The organism is Nesterenkonia ebinurensis (genome assembly GCF_008711175.1).
Taxonomy (GTDB): domain Bacteria; phylum Actinomycetota; class Actinomycetes; order Actinomycetales; family Micrococcaceae; genus Nesterenkonia; species Nesterenkonia ebinurensis.
Genome location: NZ_VWNF01000047.1, coordinates 1 through 15,409 on the forward strand (window position 1 = coordinate 1; position 15,409 = coordinate 15,409).

Here is a 15,409-nt window from a genome sequence, read left to right on the forward strand (position 1 = left end):
CGATCACATAATCGGTGTCCAGGTAGATAGTGGTGACGGTGATATGCCCCTCGGGCTCCGAGCCGCACAGCACGTTCGCACCGAGAATCATCACGTCGCCGACGTTGACGGGCTTCTGCCCGAACTCGCTGAACAAGATCGCCGAGCCCGACCTGATGACGATCACCTTCACACAGTCGTACGCCACCGGGCCGACCGGCGAATGGATCGTCCGCGTTCGCGCGAGGATCGGTGCGAAGCCGAGTTGTTCTTCCGTGCCAGCGCGTTCGGGTGCGAGGTACATGAGGGGGTGTCATCGGGTGTGCTGGCCTGGCCCCGGCCGGCGTGCGCGTGCCCGGCTCACGACATCGGTGGATGCCGGATTGGGCACGCGCACGGCGCGGGTGCGGGTCAACGTCAACTCAGGCTCCGGCGGGCTGGTTCGTGCGCGGGGTCTTGATGAACAGCGCCAGCACCGCGGCGGCGAGCACGGTGATGATGGCGACGGTGAATACCGTGTCGAGGGCGTTCAGGAACGTCAGATGCGCCGCCTGGATGACCTCGCCGGCGATGGGGTCACCGAGTTGTTCGCGGAGCTGTTCTTGGGCACCGGCGGGGAACCCCAGGGCGACGCTCTCCCGCAGCCCGCCGTCGCCACCGAGGTCCGCGGCGAGTTCAGCGGGTGCGCTGGTCGCCCGGACCGCCTGGGCGAAGGTCTGGGCGACGATCGAGGAGATGATGCTGCCGAAGACGGCAATGCCCAGGGTGCCGCCGAGCTGTTGGGTGGCTTGCTGGATGCCGGAGGCGACGCCTGACTGTGCTTCGGGGGCGCTGCCGACCACGAGGTTAATGGCCGGCACCAGCAGGAACCCGGCACCGGCGCCGGCGAGCAGCAGTGCGGGCGCCAGGCCCAGCACGGAAGAGTCGGTGTCGAGGCCGAGCAGGATGAGCAGCGAGCCTGTGATGGCTCCGGCCCCGATCAGGACGGTGCCGCGGCTGCCGAGGCGTTCGGTGGTCCATCCGGCTAGGGGTGAGGCGATGGTGAAGATCGCGGTCAGCGGGAGCATCGCCAGGCCGGTGGCGACGGCGGTCTTGCCCTGGACGCCTTGGAAGAAGAACGTCAGGTAGAACATGATCGCGAAGAACACGAACATGGTCACCACGCTGAGCACGCAGCCGATGGCGAAGGTCCGGTCACGAAACAGGGCCAGGGGCACCATCGGTCGGCGCGCCCGGGCCTCGATGAGGATGAACACTCCGAGCAGTACGAGCCCGGCGACGAGGAAGCCGATGGTGCTGGCGGTCCACCCGTTTTCCTGGATGGCGGTGATGCCCCAGATGACGGCGACCATCGAGGCCACCAGGGTGATCGCTCCGGCGAGGTCGAGCCGGTCGCGCGACTGGGGCGGGGAGTGCCGCAGCACCCGCGCACCGACCAGCACGGCCAGCAGTCCGAAAGGCAGGTTGACCAGGAACACCAGGTGCCAGCTCCCCAGCGCCATCAACGCCCCACCCAGCAACGGCCCCGAGGCCAGAGCGGCGGCAGTGACCGCACCAAAGACACCGAGCGCACGGGGCAGCGCGCCGGAGGGAAACGCGGTGCGGATCAGCGCGAGCCCGGCCGGGCCGATCGCGGCGGCGAAGACCGCTTGCAGGACGCGCCCGCCGATCAGCATCTCCACGCTCACCGATACCCCGCACACCAACGAGGCAAGGGTGAAGCCGCCGACGCCGATCAGGAAGACCCGCTTGTGCCCAAGCCGGTCGGCCACCGTGCCCGCGGGGATCAGCAGACCGGCGAAGACCAGCAGGTAACCGGTGGTGACCCACTGGATCTGAGCCGGGCTGGCGGCCAGGTCCGCGGCGATCGCGGGGTTGGCGACCGAGACGATCGTGCCGTCGAGCTGGATCACCATGATCCCCAGCGCGACCGCCAGCAGCGTCAGCCACGAACGTCTGCTCACCCGCTCGGGAGCGGTCGGTGGGCTGTCGTGGTCGGGTGAAGTCGTCATCACAATTCCTTTCTTGTGCACTGCGCAAGTCCTACTTGTGCACCGTACAGGAGACTTGCGCACCGCACAAGAAGGCTCGTAGAGTGGGGCTCGTGGCCACCGAACGACTCGACCGGAAGCGCGTCATCGACGCCGCCGTCACCCTCTTGGACGCCGAAGGCCTCGACGCGCTAAGCACCCGACGACTCGGGGCAGTGCTGGACGCCTCGGCAAACGCGATGTACTGGCACGTCGGGAACATGGACAACCTCGTCGGCCTCGCCGCCGACACCGTCTTCGCCGAACTCGAACTGACCAGCGGCAGCGAGTCGTGGCGGGATCGGCTCGCTGCCACCTCCCGCGAGCTGCGCGGACTGTTCACCCGCCACCCCTGGCTGACCGCCGCATTCAGCGCCAACCCCCGCATCCACGGACCAGGGATCGTGCGGTTCCAGGACCACCTGCTCCAGGTTTGCCACCAGGCCGGCTTCACCGGCTTCGACCTCGACTGGGCCGGCGCGACCGTGTTCTCCTACGTCATCGGCGACGCCTGGGGCCAAACCCCGCCCCCCGGCATCCAGTCGTCGGACACCGCGGCGGAGCTGGTGGAGCAGGTCAAGGACGACCTCGCCGACTACCCGCTGCTCCTGGAGCGCTACACCGCCCTCGCCAACGCTGACCCGGCCGACGTCAACGACGCCAGCTTCGAGTTCGGACTCCGCACCCTGCTCGACGGACTCCAGGCCCACCTCGACCGCTGAGGTGCGACCGCGTAGAAGGGAAGCCGGATTCGTGAGTCCTAGTGCGGCATGGTCATGACACCGAGGCCTTGCGCCGCCTGAAGTGGGAGGACGCCGTTTCCCAGGGCGGCGAGCTGCTGATTGTCGGTGAGTCCATGATCGGGGTTGGTGACCCAGCCTGGTTCGAGTCCCATGAGCCACTCCACGAACTCCGGCGCGGGCCGTGGCCCCTTCGCCTCGCTCAGGAGCGCTGGCGTTGGCGCGCGTCTTCCGGTGATGTGTTCCCATCGGGCGATGGCTGGGGCGTAGCGTCCCCAGCGGTGAAGATGTCCTCGATCAGGAACCACAGCCTCTCGGACTCGGCGCTCTGCCTCGGTGAGCCATCGGGTCCGTGCAGGGCGAGGTCGATGATTTGGTGCGACAGCGCGATCGTCCCGCGACGGGCTCGCACCTGTTCCAGGCTCTCGCCACCGCGGGAGGAGTCGGAGGCCAACGGTGTCCGGAACAGGACGGTCGGCGAGGACGAAGACACGGAACCGCTGATGCGGAGCGCCGATGGCGGATGCCGGTAGGCCGATCCATCGCGCATCGCGCCGCAGGTCGGCCAGGTCTCCCGCCACGGCGCCAAGCGCCCGGAGAGGTCGGGCTGGCTCGTCTCCCAGATGCCACGGGTCGGGTTCCACCTCGCGAAGGGTTGCGCTCGCTTCGTCGGCGGGGGTTGCGGTGGCGGGGTTGCTTCGGGCATCGGTTGCTCCTTCCGGGAGGTTGCGGACCGCTGGTGCGGAGAGCAGACCGCGCACGTTCTCGATCACCACGAACTCCGGCTGCAACGCCTCGATTGCTGCCGCCATGTGCGACCAGAGCCCCGAGCGAGTGCCGGGTGCGAGTCCGGCTTGCTTGCCCACGGTCGAGACGTCTTGACAAGGAAAGCCGCCGCAGAGGATGTCCACTGGTGGCACGGCGTTCCAGTCGATGGTGGCGATGTCGCCCAGGTTCGGGGCGTCGGGCCAGTGGTGGGCGAAGACTCGGGCGACGGGTTGGTTGAGTTCGGAGAACCAGATGGTCTCGGCGTTGAAGACGTGCTCGACGGCGAGGTCGAGGCCGCCGTATCCGGAGAACAGCGACCCGACCCGCAAGCGACGGCCATAAGACGGGGCGGCGTGGTCGTGCATGAGGGCTCCGGCAGTTCGGTGACCCCGGGCCCGAACCCCTCACGGAGCCCATCGCCGGGCTGATCACCTGCCAGGTGCACGAACTCGCTCAACTTCCGCTGATGCCTCGCTGACGAGACGCCGAAGCGCACACGCTTCCAACCGTCAGGCCAAGGCCGATCTGCCTCTCGCTCAGCCCGCCATCGGAGCTGCCACGCCTCTTGCAGGTCGAGGGGGAAGGTCCCGAATCAACGCAGAGTTGACAGTGCGGGCGGGTGCTGGGGTGTGAATGCCTCCGTGGTCCGTGTGGGCCTCGTTGTCCGTCAAAGGCATCGACGCGGTGTGGTAACTTCAGGTTGGCATTGTCTAATCAAAGTTTACCGTTGGAGTGGGGTTGTCGATCGAGGTTCCGGGGTCCGCGCACTTGGTGCTGGCTTCCGGCGTCGTGCATCTGGACGAGCAGGCGGCGGTGTTCGAGGCGATGCTGGTCGGCTGGGAGCGGCAGCAGAAGTCGCGGCTGCTGTCAGATGCGACGATCGAGCCGCGGATCGCGTTACTGCGGCGTTTCACCGAGTTCGCGGGGTCGTTCCCCTGGCAGTGGAACGCGGGCGACGTGGAGGACTTCACGGTCTCGCTGATGAGCGGCGGCGCGCGGCTGGCGCCGTCGACGATCCGCAGCTATCACCTGACGTTGCGGATGTTCTGCGACTATCTGCTCGACGGCCGCTACGGGTGGACGACCGAGTGCGAGCAGCGGTTCCGCGCGATCCCGTCGCAGGTCTGTCACGACTTCAACACGGTCGCGCATCTGAGCGAGTACGAAGGCCGCCCGGGCCGGCGGCCGTTCACCTACGACGAGTTGCAGCACCTGTTCGACTTCCTCGATACTCGCGTCGAGCGGGTGCAACGCTCGCGCCGCAAGGGCGCGTGGGCTGCGTTGCGGGACGCGCAGATGGTGAAGACCTGCTACGCCTACGGGTTGCGCCGCCGGGAGCTCTGCAACCTCGACGTTGCGGACCTGCGCCCGAACCCGCACATGCGCCAGTGGGGCAGCTACGGCGCGGTGCACGTCCGCTACGGCAAGGGCGTGCGCGGCGGCACACCGCGCCGGCGCACGGTGCTCACCGTCCCGGAGCTCGACTGGGCCGTCGACGGGCTGCGGCAGTGGGTCGAGCAGGCCCGTCCGCTGCTGGAGCCCGGTGCGAGGGGCGCGCTCTGGCTGACCGAGCGCGGGCAGCGGATTTCGGTGAAGACGATGGATCACCGCTTCGCCTGGCTGCGCGAGCAGGCCGGGCTCGATGCGGACCTGTCGCTGCACTGCCTGCGGCACTCGTATGTCACGCATCTGATCGAGTTCGGCTACCCAGAGCGGTTCGTCACCGAGCAGGTCGGCCACTCCCACGCCTCCACGACCGCGATCTATACGTCGGTATCGAACGACTTCAAGACCAAGACCCTCAAGGCCGCGCTCGCGCGCGTCTACGAACCACGGGAGGAACGATGACGAGGAAGCTGACGATGCTTTGGCATCTGCGCCAGCTCATGGCCGCGAAGGGCATGTTCCAGACCACCGACCTGATGGAGCCGCTGCACGAGCGCGGCATCGAGCTGTCCCGGCAGATGGTGCACCGGATCGTCACCAAGCCGCCACAACGGATCAACACCGACCTGCTTGCCGCGCTCTGCGACATCCTGGACTGCACCCCCTCCGACCTGCTCGAACTGCACGTCGACCAGCAGCGCCAGGCGCCCGCGGTGGGCGATCACGGACCGGGCATCGGCGATATCAGGCCAATCCGCGCCCGAGTGCGCCGCCCTGACGGCATCGACGAGTGACCGAGTCCCGGTTTCGGGAATGCGTGCGCTGCGGGCTGGTCGGCACGACGATGATGCTCCCGACCGGGCCGATCTGCTACCGCTGCCGACGCAACATCGCCTACCACCCCGCCGTCTGCCCGGAGTGCTTCGAGCTGCGCCCGATCGCCTACCCGTCGATGTCGAGCTACGGCGTTCTGGTCTGCGCTGGCTGCGCGGGTGAGGTCTCGGTGTTCGCCTGCGCCCAGTGCGGGAGCGAGGCTCACCCCTACGGGGCCATCCGCTGCGCACGCTGCATCCTCGCCGAACGCCTCACCGCACTGCTGACCGACCCTGCCACGGGCGCGGTCCACATCGGGCTGCGACCTCTCTATGACGAACTGGCCGCCGCGGCGCGCCCGCAGAGCGTGCTCACCTGGCTGAAGAAGCCGCCCGCGACCGGCGCGAGGCTCCTCGGGCTCATGGCCCGGGGCGAGCTGCCAATCAGCCACGACACGTTCCGGGAATTACCCGCGGACCGTTCGCACAACTACCTGCGCGATCTGCTCGCCGCAACCGGCGTCCTGCCGCTCTACCAGGCTCCTATCGAGCAGATGGAACGCTGGCTCGACATCGCTCTCGCGCCACTGGCCGCCGACGACTCCGGGCTGATCGGCCGCTACGCCCGCTGGCACCTGCTACGGCACCTGCGGCAGGTTGCCGAGCGCGGGAACCTGACCAAGACTGCCCTCTACGGCGCGCGCTCGAACGTCAACGCCGCGACTCGCCTCGCCCGCTGGGCCACCAACCACCACGCCACGATCGCGAGCCTGACCCAACCGCAGCTGGAGTCCTATCTCGCCGAGCGCCCCGGCGCCCGCAACAGCCTGCAAGGTTTCGTCGCCTGGCTCGGCCGGACCCGGGCCAATCCCCGCATCAGCATCCTCACCCGCAAGTCAACCTTGCCCGAGGTCATCGTCGCCGACGCTGACCGCTGGGAACAGATCGACCAGCTCCTCCACGACGAGCAGATCGCCCTCTACGCCCGCATCGGTGGCTTGTTCACGCTCCTGTTCGCCCAGCCGTTGCAGACCATCGTCGCGATGCGCGCCAACCAGATCACCATCAAAGAAGACGGCCGGGTCCTCGTCACCTTCGACACCATCCCGATCGAGATGCCACCCGGACTGGACGAGCTGATCCGCCGCTACCTCCGCAACCCGGCACCGGCTCGATCGCCGACCGAGACCACGGCTGGCTGTTCCCCGGCAGGCACCCCGGCCGTCACATGGTCAGAGAGAACTTCCGCGCCAAGCTCGTCGCCAACGGCATCCGCCCCGGCCGCTCCCGCCACTCCGCGACCTTCGCACTCGCCACCAGCATCCCCGCTCCTGTCCTCGCCAAGCTCGTCGGCATCACCGACGGAACCGCGGCACGCTGGGCCACCCTCGCCGCCCGTGACTGGAGCGGCTACATCAGCGACCGCGCCCGCTGACCCTACTTAGCGCAGCGCTTCGATCGCGTCGGCCAGCTCGCGGACCGGCAGACGCCCGTCCAGTTCGACAGTCGCCCCTCGCCGAAGGAGAGGTTCGACATCCACCACATACTGCCGAATCTCGGCCTGCTGGTCCGTCGAGCGCCCATACGGGTTGTTCGTCCGAGTCGCGGCGCGCTCGATCAGAACCTCGACCGGAGCGCTCAGCAGCACCACATGCTCGAACCGGTCATAGAAGCGGCCCTGGTTCTCGACGGTCCCCGAGACCACCACGTCATCGTGACGATCCAGCAGCGCGCTCATCCGAGGCTCATCCCATACCGCACCGGGCAACTCCCAACCGTCGTAGTCGGTGTCAACGGTCAGACGTCCACGTCGAGCAAGCTCCTCAAGCAGCGTCGACTTCCCCGCGCCCGACATGCCGGTGACGAGGATGCGAGCCATGACCCAAGCCTACGCGGCCACTACTCGGACCACTTGAATACGGCACCTGCACCAGCAAAGCGGGCTCTGCGGCGACACGACCGGAGGTCGCTGCCGCCGGATGTCCACACTTCCTGCCTACGCTTGAAGGCATGGCAGACCAGGACCAACAGCATCTGAGTTCGCTCAAGTCGTTCGTTCTGCGTGCTCGTCGCATCCGCGCTCACTCCCTGGCGAAGGACGCCCGGCTTCTCGTGAAGCTGCACAATCCGCAGTTCAAGGTTCTCTTCACGCCGGCCACCGGAGCGATGAAGGTCGTGCTGGAGCTTCCTCCTGAGGAGCAGGTTGAGAGCGCAGCGGCCCGTGTCCGCCCACTGATCCTCAACGACGAGGACACCTATCACGCCAAGGTGATGAACGCTCTTCTCCACTTTGGCCGGAAGGGCAACCTGCCGGAAGAGGACATCAAGGTGCTGCGGGGATGGAAGAAGGAGTGGGCCAAGGTCAACCCGAAGGGAAAGACTCTCGGCTTCTACGAGGTGAGAGTTCAGATGCCGGAAGAGGCCGAGGCCCGGATCAGCGACAACGCCTTGGCCTTTTCCTGGATCTATGGAGACGTGGTTCACGCTGATGCCGCCCGGCGCGAGGAGGGGCGGATCTACGGAGTTGAAGAGCGTTTCAGAGCAGCTGTCCCTGTGGTCGTCCGACTCATGACGCTCGCTATGGTGACGCTCACTATCACGGAACGGTTGAACGCTCGCGGAGTTCTGCCTGACCTGGGTGGCGTCTTCGACGAGGACGTCGTCGTATCTGACGAGGCTCAGGAGGTAGAGACTCGCGTCTATGTAGCCGAGTACGACGAGAACGGAAACATCCCTGCTCCACCAGCGATGGATGAGGAGTTTGGAGAGGGATGGAAGCCTTTCGCAGAGGTCTTTGGCGCCTTAGCGCCCGGCCAAGAAGGTAGTCGAGAAGAACCAGAGGAGGCTTCTCCCTCCACCTCGGATTGAGTTGCATCGGCGGAGCCTTCGCCGCATGGTGTGCCTCACGTGGAGCGGCGGCTTGCACCTAGCGTCATGACGGTCTCGATGAGGGTTATGTCGGCCGGCGATGGCTATAAGTACCTGCTGCGCTCGGTCGCCGCTGTAGACGGCGACCGCAGTCTCTCGACTCCTTTGACGAGGTACTACGCGGAGGCGGGAACACCGCCGGGCCAGTGGCTCGGTTCTGGTGTCGCCGCGCTCGGCCAAGGCCAGCTTGCAGTGGGCGATCGAGTGTCCGAGGCGCAGCTTCAGCTTTTGATGGGGATGGGCCGCGACCCCATCACCGGGGACCCCCTCGGGCTGGCGTTCCCGAGCTACAAGTACGTGGCCGAGCGGATCGACGCCCGCATCGCCGACCTCGACGCGAGCCTGAGTCCTGGAGCGAAGGGTGAGGCGGTGGCACGGATCGAGGTCGAGGAGACCGAGCGTGCGACGCGCCGGGCGGTGGCGGGGTTCGACTTCACCTTCTCGATTCCGAAGTCCGCCTCGGCGTTGTGGGCGGTCGCTGACGCCGGGACGCAGGCGTTGATCGGGGAGGCGCATCATGCGGCGGTTGCAGAGGTGGTTGCGTTCATGGAGCGCGAGGTTGCAGCCACCCGTACCGGTGCAACCGCCGGTGACGGGGCCGTTGCACAGGTCGATGTCACCGGGCTGGTGGCGACGGCGTTCGATCACTTCGACTCCCGCGCCGGCGACCCCCACCTGCACACCCACGTCGTCATCTCCAACAAAGTCCCGACCGCCCTCGACGGGAAGTGGCGGAGCCTGGATGGGCGTCCGATGCACGCCGCGGTGGTCGCGCTCTCGGAGCTGCATGAGGCGGTGTTCGCCGACCACATGACCCGCACCTTCGGTGTCGAATGGGAGGCCCGTGACATGGGCCGAGACCGCAACCCCGCCTGGGCGATCAGCACCGTCCCGGAGGAACTGGTGGCCGAGTTCTCCACCCGCGCAAGGCACATCGACACCGAGACCGACCGCCTCATCGCCAACTACGTGAGCAAGCACGGCCGACGTCCGTCCCCAGCGACGATCATGAAGCTCCGCGCCCAAGCCACGCTGTCCACGCGGCCCGAGAAGGAGGTCCGATCGCTGGCCGACCTCACCGCCGACTGGCGCACCCGCGCCACCGGGGTGCTCGGCCGCGACGCCACCACCTGGGCACGTGAGGTGACCGAAAACGGCAAGCCGTTGCTGCTGCGAGCCGATGACGTACCGCTCGATGCCATCGGCGAACTCGGGCAGACCGTGGTCGAGGTGGTCGGTGAGAAACGGTCCACCTGGCGGCGGTGGAACCTGATGGCGGAGGCGTCGCGACAGACGATGGGCTGGCGCTTCGCCACCATTCAAGATCGCGAAGCCGTCGTGGGGATGATCGCCGACGCCGCCGAACAGGCCTCGTTGCGGTTGACGCCGCCCGATCTTGCGACCTCACCCGTGGCGTTCCGGCGGGTGGACGGCACGAGCGTGTTCCGCCCGAAGCACTCGACTGTGTTCTCCTCCGAGCTGCTGCTCGACGCCGAGGATCGACTGCTCGACCGCTCCCGCACAATGACCGCACCCACCGTGCCTGTAGCAGCGGTCGAGAAGACCACCGCACGGCCCGATGCCGAGGGACGGATGCTCGGTGAGGACCAGGCCGACGCTCTAATGAAGATCGCCATCTCCGGCCGCGTCGTCGATGTGCTCGTCGGCCCAGCCGGCGCGGGGAAGACGACGGCAATGTCGGCGTTGCGGCAGGCGTGGGAGAAGGAACACGGCGCCGGATCCGTGGTTGGACTCGCACCGTCTGCGGTCGCGGCGCAGGTCCTCGCAGACGACCTCCGGATCGCGACGGAGAACACCGCGAAGTGGTGGCAGAACCACCTCGTCCACGGCGAGGACTTCCGGGCCGGTCAGCTCGTCATCATCGACGAAGCCTCCCTCGCAGGCACCCTCTCGTTGGACCGGATCACGCACCTGGCCGAACGAGCTGGGGCGAAGGTGCTGCTGGTCGGTGACTACGCCCAGCTCCAGTCCGTGGATGCCGGCGGCGCGTTCGGGCTCCTCGTCGGTGACCGGGACGATGCGCCCGAGCTGGTCGACGTGCACCGCTTCGCCAACGCCTGGGAGAAGACCGCCTCCCTCGCATTGCGGCACGGACGCACGCAGGTGATCGACACCTACCTCGACCACGACCGCGTCCACGACGGTGACGCCGAGGCGATGACCGACGCCGCCTACATCGCCTGGCGCGCCGACCGGGAGCGCGGTTTGGTGTCGGTGCTGGTTGCTGAGACCCGCGACCACGTGACCACCCTCAACCAGCGCGCCCGTGCCGATCTGATCCTCGAGGGCACGTTGAAGCCCGGTCGGGAGGTCGAGTTGAACGACGGCACCATCTCCGGGGTGGGGGACACGATCATCACCCGACGTAACGACCGCCGCCTACGCAACGGGACGACCTGGGTGCGCAACGGTGACACCTGGACCATCACCGACGTCCGTGACGACGGGTCGGTCACGATCCGCAAGACCGGCCGCCGGTTCGGTGGCTCCATCGTCCTCCCCGCCTCCTATGTGACCGATCACGTTGATCTTGGTTACGCGATCACCGCCCACCGCGCACAGGGCGTCACCGTCGATACCGCGCACGTCCTGGTGGAGCCGACCACCACGCGGGAGAACCTCTACGTCGCGATGACTCGCGGCAAGCACTCCAACCGCGCCTACGTGATCCTCGACCGCGCCGACGAGCACGCCCACCCGCATCCCGCTGACGACCCCGACGCCACCGGCAGGTCGGTGCTCTACGGCGTCCTGCACCATGTGGGTGCCGAACTGTCCGCGCACGAGACCGTCACCGCCGAACACGAGCAGTGGGGCACGATCGCCCAGCTCGCCGCGGAGTACGAGACCATCGCCGGCGCAGCCCAACACGACCGCTGGGTGACTCTTGTCCGCGCCGCCGGCCTCACGTCGGAGCAGGCCGAGGCGGTCGTGGAGTCGGAGACCTTCGGTGCGCTCACCGCCGAGCTGCGCAGGGCGGAGGCCAACCACCACGACCTGGACCGGTTGTTCCCGCGCCTGGTCGCCGCGCGCGACCTCGCCGACGCTGACGACCTCGCCTCGGTCCTGCACCACCGGCTCGCCCGCGCCACCACTCGCCCGGCCGGGTCCGGGCGCGCCCGCAAGAGCCCCAGGCTGATCGCTGGGCTCATCCCGCCTGCCCAGGGCAAGATGAGCGACGACATGCGTCACGCCCTCGATGAGCGGCGTGACCTGATCGAGCACCGAGCCGATACCGTCCTCGACACCGCTCTCGACCAGGGCGCCGCCTGGATCACACCCCTTGGGACACCGCCGCGGACGGCAGCCCAGCGGCGGGCATGGCGCCGGCAGGCCAGGACGGTCGCGGCCTACCGCGACCGATACGGCATCACCGACGACACACCCCTGGGTGCTCTGCCCGCGTCGACCGCGCAGAAGATCGACGCCGCCCGCGCGAAGATCGCCCTCGACCACGCCAGCCGAATCATCAACAGCGCGCATGAGCCCACGACGCGTCGCACGCAGGAGCGGGACCCGCTCAGTCTGTAATCACATGAACCTGAAGCAGGCTTGGCCGATCCACAAGACCCGCACCACGCAGGTCCAGCCTCTGAGCGACCGTCTCGATCACAGGCCCGTCACGGTGCCGTCGATGGAGACGGGGGCTGGGTCGGGTTCGTTCACGTAGACCTGCGGCGGGGTCCAGGCGGCCCGCAGACGTCGCGCGCCCTGGTGGGAGGGGCCGAGCGCGAACGAGTCGATCCTGGACGCGGCCTGGTCGGTGATCAGCTTCTCGGCGAACAGCAGGCGCGCCACCGGCCGCAGGACGCTGTCGTCCAGGCCCAGTCCCCGCAGTGGCGCCAGGGGATCGATCGGCCGCGCCATCCACCCCATCTGTTGACCGAGCAGCGAGGTGCCGAAGAGCCCGTCGGACAGCGCCCGCTGCCCGACCTCGTCGGCCGATATCCCATTGATGGAGGCGCGCATGGTCGAGCCTCGCTGCTCCTGGGTGACCAACGTCAGCCGCTCCTCATGACCGATCGTCGAGACGGTCCTAGTGGATAGCTCCACGATCTGCACCGGCAGCGCGGTATGAGGGGAGGCGAACGGGACACCGCCGGCCCGGTTGTCCCGCAGCCGCACCAGCTCGGCATGGACCGCGTCGCTGCGCACCGCCGCGGTGAGCGAGATCGTCTTCCCGTCGTTGGTGATCTCCCGCGCACGAAACAGCGTCCGGCCCGCCCGCACCCACGGCGCCAGCTCCTCCGCAGCCAAGTCCTCCAGACGACGCCGCACCCGCCGACCGAGGTCGTCCGGGTCACTCCACGGACTCGTCGTGTACAGGTTGCGGGCACCCTGGATCAGATCGCGCTGCGCACCATCCATCTCCCCGCCGGTCTCGCCGTGCACGAACAGGCACAGCCGCAAGCCGTTGCGCTCGGCCTCCAAGAACTCAGCATGCGTGGCCGAGTACCCGTCGGGCATCCGCACGCCGTAACGCGAACCCCACATGCCCACGTAGACCTCGGAGCTGCGAACCCCGGAGAGGTAGGCCTGCTCGGCCGAGATGTCCTGCGCTCCGAGATCCTCGAACATCACCGCCATCGCCCCGACCGACTCGATCGCTGCCCGCACCGCGGCCCGCTCGTCGGGCATGTCGGTGATCAGGCTGGACACGAACACTCGCCGCCCGCTCGCCCACGCCCGCACATCCTCCCCGGCGGCAGCCAGGGAGGCCGAGCGCTGGTCGATCAGCAACGACGCATCATCCATGCCTCAAGTCCACCACGGACACGCCCAGACGCGGAGCGCACACGCGAGCCGCACACCCAGCGAGGGCGGGCGCCAGGTCACCTTCGCCTCTTCCCGGTGTCTGCGCGGCGTCGTAAAGTAGTTCCTGAGGCGGCCTCTTATGCGGCGCTGTCGCTCCTCGCGACGGTATGACCTTCCCGGGAACGGGCGGTCCTTTCAGGTTCTTGTCGCCGAACCCTTGAAGAGGTCTGTCCATGTTCCGACTTATCTGGGCTCTCAGCGTCCACACCCGCTACTTCCTGCGCCGCTACATGCCCACCAACGTCCTGCTCGACGCCATCCGCACCCGCCGCGGACTGCGCTGGGGCCTGCCGGCGATGCTGCTGACCATCTCGTACCTGTACGCCGTGAACCTCTGCGTGCAACTCATCGCCGGCGGCGGTCCCGGGTGGCTGCACCTGCTCGTGCTGCTGTTCATCTACAACGCGATGAAGTTCGCCATCATGGGACCGGTCAGCCTCGTCCTCCTGCTCCGCGCCCGCCTCCGCGAGCACGCCGCCCGCCGCCGCGAGCAGCGTGCCGACCACCGGCCTATGGTCGCCGCGTAGGAGCGGGTGTGTGATGGGCGCGTACGTGAAAAGACCGCCCGGCGCCGCTACGACAGTTCACCGTCCGCGCGGTGCCCCGTGACCCGCCCGACCTGCACAAGCTCTGCGAAGCCCTGATCCGCCTCACCCTGCAAGAGGTCGGCCAGTCACGGGCGCACCGCCGCGCAGATGAGGCTCCCGAGACCTACCGGAGCCCAGGACAGCCGGACTCAGCACGAGAGAATGACTGAGCCCCGGCGACGTGACCGAGGTCAGAGGTCCACGGGGGCTTGCGGTGTTCAGGGTAGCCGCGGTGTCGGCGAGGCTCGCTAGCCTCAGAGCCGCCGCCGGTAAAGTAGTCAGCAAACGATGACGGGCAACTGAGGGAGGCAGACCATGGCGCGTGCGGACCTGCTTCTGGACCTCGTCGAGGCCGAGCGCCGTGGCGATCGCGACCGCTTCCGCGTCCTCGTCGAAGCAGTCATCGCTGAGGAGCGAGCCAACCAGCATCATCTCGTCGCCGACCGCCTCTCCGAGCTGATCACCACCACCGGACAGAGCGCCCCGCGTGATGACCGCGCCGCAGCCATGCGTGACCTGGTGCAGGAGATCGTTCCTCATCGGCGCCTGGACGAGTTGGAGCTTGCTCCGGTACCGCACCGGGTCGTCACCGAGCTGATCGAAGAGCAGAAGCGCGCCGAGCTGCTGCGCAGCTACGGGATCGAGCCCCGCAATCGACTGCTGCTGTCCGGCCCGCCGGGCAACGGCAAGACCAGCGTCGCCGAGGCCATCGCCTCGGAGCTGATGCTGCCGTTCTACGTCATCCGCTACGAGGGGGTTGTATCCAGCTTCCTGGGCGAGACCGCCGCACGGCTCGACAACGCCTTCGAGTTCGCCCGCACCCGCCGCTGCGTGCTGTTCTTCGACGAACTCGACACCATCGCCAAAGAGCGATCAGACGAGCACGAGACCGGGGAGATCAAGCGGGTGGTCTCGACCCTGCTGCTCCAGATCGACCAGCTTCCCCCACATGTGCTGCTGGTCGGAGCGACCAACCACAGCGAACTTCTCGACCGGGCCGCGTGGCGACGCTTCCAGATTCGCGCTGAACTCGAACCGCCCAGTCGTGCACAGGCCACCCGCTTCCTGGAACGCCTCGCCGCCCGCTTGGGCGGCGACCTCGGATTCGCCCCCCGGACCCTGGCGGACAAGCTCGCGGGAGCGAGCTTCTCCGAGCTGGAGGAGTTCGCGTTGGACGTGCGCCGCAGAGCCGTGCTCGACCTGCCCGACAGCAACCTCCGGCGGATCGTCCAGGAGCGTCTTGAGCACAGGCGAGATCAGGCGGCGGGGTGACCGCGGAGCGCCGGCCGCTCCTGGCGTTCGGGTTGCCAACGGTGGTAGATCGGCCCAAACAAGGGACACCG

At 67.9% G+C, this 15,409-nt stretch carries 13 protein-coding genes and 1 pseudogene; 9 read left to right on the forward strand and 5 right to left on the reverse strand.

What is annotated here, in order from left to right:
• Positions 1 to 283, reverse strand: a pseudogene (locus F0311_RS14445) (AraC family transcriptional regulator); the annotation flags it as partial.
• Between the two features lie 118 nt (positions 284 to 401).
• Positions 402 to 1,991: an MFS transporter gene (locus F0311_RS14450; protein ID WP_150462656.1), complete on the reverse strand. Its 1,590-nt coding sequence runs from the start codon at positions 1,989 to 1,991 to the stop codon at positions 402 to 404.
• On the opposite strand from F0311_RS14450, the gene F0311_RS14455 reads away from it, so the two are divergent.
• Positions 1,979 to 2,731 (forward strand): TetR/AcrR family transcriptional regulator C-terminal domain-containing protein, encoded by a 753-nt coding sequence (locus tag F0311_RS14455; protein ID WP_191089950.1) that lies wholly within the window; start codon positions 1,979 to 1,981, stop codon positions 2,729 to 2,731. The genes F0311_RS14450 and F0311_RS14455 overlap by 13 nt on opposite strands.
• 38 nt (positions 2,732 to 2,769) lie before the next feature.
• On the opposite strand, the gene F0311_RS14460 is transcribed toward F0311_RS14455, so the two are convergent.
• Positions 2,770 to 3,882 (reverse strand): DNA cytosine methyltransferase, encoded by a 1,113-nt coding sequence (locus F0311_RS14460; RefSeq protein WP_150462658.1) that lies wholly within the window; start codon positions 3,880 to 3,882, stop codon positions 2,770 to 2,772.
• 373 nt (positions 3,883 to 4,255) lie between these two features.
• On the opposite strand from F0311_RS14460, the gene F0311_RS14465 reads away from it, so the two are divergent.
• Genes F0311_RS14465 through F0311_RS14475 form a run of 3 tightly spaced genes read left to right on the forward strand, consistent with a single transcriptional unit; the run spans position 4,256 to position 7,160 of the window.
• A complete protein-coding gene (locus F0311_RS14465; protein ID WP_223881383.1) occupies positions 4,256 to 5,365 on the forward strand; it encodes a tyrosine-type recombinase/integrase in 1,110 nt (369 codons plus the stop codon).
• Positions 5,362 to 5,697 carry a helix-turn-helix domain-containing protein gene (locus tag F0311_RS14470; protein WP_150462659.1) on the forward strand — a complete coding sequence of 112 codons (336 nt, stop codon included), beginning with the start codon at positions 5,362 to 5,364 and terminating at the stop codon, positions 5,695 to 5,697. The genes F0311_RS14465 and F0311_RS14470 overlap by 4 nt, the downstream gene beginning before the upstream one ends.
• Complete coding sequence (locus F0311_RS14475) at positions 5,694 to 7,160, forward strand: hypothetical protein (RefSeq protein ID WP_150462660.1); 1,467 nt, start codon at positions 5,694 to 5,696, stop codon at positions 7,158 to 7,160. The genes F0311_RS14470 and F0311_RS14475 overlap by 4 nt, the downstream gene beginning before the upstream one ends.
• On the opposite strand, the gene F0311_RS14480 is transcribed toward F0311_RS14475, so the two are convergent.
• Entirely contained in the window at positions 7,157 to 7,594 is a 438-nt protein-coding gene (locus tag F0311_RS14480) for an AAA family ATPase (protein WP_150462661.1), read from the reverse strand. The two genes, F0311_RS14475 and F0311_RS14480, sit on opposite strands and share 4 nt — an antisense overlap.
• A 131-nt stretch (positions 7,595 to 7,725) precedes the next feature.
• On the opposite strand from F0311_RS14480, the gene F0311_RS14485 reads away from it, so the two are divergent.
• Together F0311_RS14485 and mobF are read left to right on the forward strand one after the other, a co-directional pair.
• Positions 7,726 to 8,583: a hypothetical protein gene (locus F0311_RS14485; RefSeq protein WP_150462662.1), complete on the forward strand. Its 858-nt coding sequence runs from the start codon at positions 7,726 to 7,728 to the stop codon at positions 8,581 to 8,583.
• Between the two features lie 78 nt (positions 8,584 to 8,661).
• Positions 8,662 to 12,195 (forward strand): MobF family relaxase, encoded by a 3,534-nt coding sequence (gene mobF, locus F0311_RS14490; RefSeq protein ID WP_223881410.1) that lies wholly within the window; start codon positions 8,662 to 8,664, stop codon positions 12,193 to 12,195.
• 78 nt (positions 12,196 to 12,273) lie between these two features.
• On the opposite strand, the gene F0311_RS14495 is transcribed toward mobF, so the two are convergent.
• Positions 12,274 to 13,419 (reverse strand): DUF4062 domain-containing protein, encoded by a 1,146-nt coding sequence (locus F0311_RS14495; RefSeq protein WP_150462664.1) that lies wholly within the window; start codon positions 13,417 to 13,419, stop codon positions 12,274 to 12,276.
• Positions 13,420 to 13,652: 233 nt separating this feature from the next.
• On the opposite strand from F0311_RS14495, the gene F0311_RS14500 reads away from it, so the two are divergent.
• The 3 genes from F0311_RS14500 (at position 13,653) to F0311_RS14510 (ending at position 15,338) form a co-directional block, all read left to right on the forward strand.
• Positions 13,653 to 14,006: a sulfate permease gene (locus tag F0311_RS14500; protein ID WP_150462665.1), complete on the forward strand. Its 354-nt coding sequence runs from the start codon at positions 13,653 to 13,655 to the stop codon at positions 14,004 to 14,006.
• A 71-nt stretch (positions 14,007 to 14,077) separates the two neighbouring features.
• Positions 14,078 to 14,236, forward strand: a complete 159-nt coding sequence (locus F0311_RS14505; protein WP_223881384.1) for a hypothetical protein — start codon at positions 14,078 to 14,080, stop codon at positions 14,234 to 14,236.
• Between the two features lie 145 nt (positions 14,237 to 14,381).
• On the forward strand, positions 14,382 to 15,338 hold the full coding sequence (locus F0311_RS14510) for an AAA family ATPase (RefSeq protein WP_150462666.1): 957 nt from the start codon (positions 14,382 to 14,384) through the stop codon (positions 15,336 to 15,338).
• Positions 15,339 to 15,409: the final 71 nt, after the last annotated feature.

Excerpts from the sequence above, each read along its gene's own strand:
- F0311_RS14480 (WP_150462661.1), bottom strand. The coding sequence starts at position 7,594 with ATGGCTCGCATCCTCGTCACCGGCATGTCGGGCGCGGGGAAGTCGACG.
- F0311_RS14485 (WP_150462662.1), top strand. The coding sequence starts at position 7,726 with ATGGCAGACCAGGACCAACAGCATCTGAGTTCGCTCAAGTCGTTCGTT.
- mobF (WP_223881410.1), top strand. The coding sequence starts at position 8,662 with ATGAGGGTTATGTCGGCCGGCGATGGCTATAAGTACCTGCTGCGCTCG.
- F0311_RS14495 (WP_150462664.1), bottom strand. The coding sequence starts at position 13,419 with ATGGATGATGCGTCGTTGCTGATCGACCAGCGCTCGGCCTCCCTGGCT.
- F0311_RS14450 (WP_150462656.1), bottom strand. The coding sequence starts at position 1,991 with ATGACGACTTCACCCGACCACGACAGCCCACCGACCGCTCCCGAGCGG.
- F0311_RS14460 (WP_150462658.1), bottom strand. The coding sequence starts at position 3,882 with ATGCACGACCACGCCGCCCCGTCTTATGGCCGTCGCTTGCGGGTCGGG.
- F0311_RS14500 (WP_150462665.1), top strand. The coding sequence starts at position 13,653 with ATGTTCCGACTTATCTGGGCTCTCAGCGTCCACACCCGCTACTTCCTG.
- F0311_RS14510 (WP_150462666.1), top strand. The coding sequence starts at position 14,382 with ATGGCGCGTGCGGACCTGCTTCTGGACCTCGTCGAGGCCGAGCGCCGT.
- F0311_RS14470 (WP_150462659.1), top strand. The coding sequence starts at position 5,362 with ATGACGAGGAAGCTGACGATGCTTTGGCATCTGCGCCAGCTCATGGCC.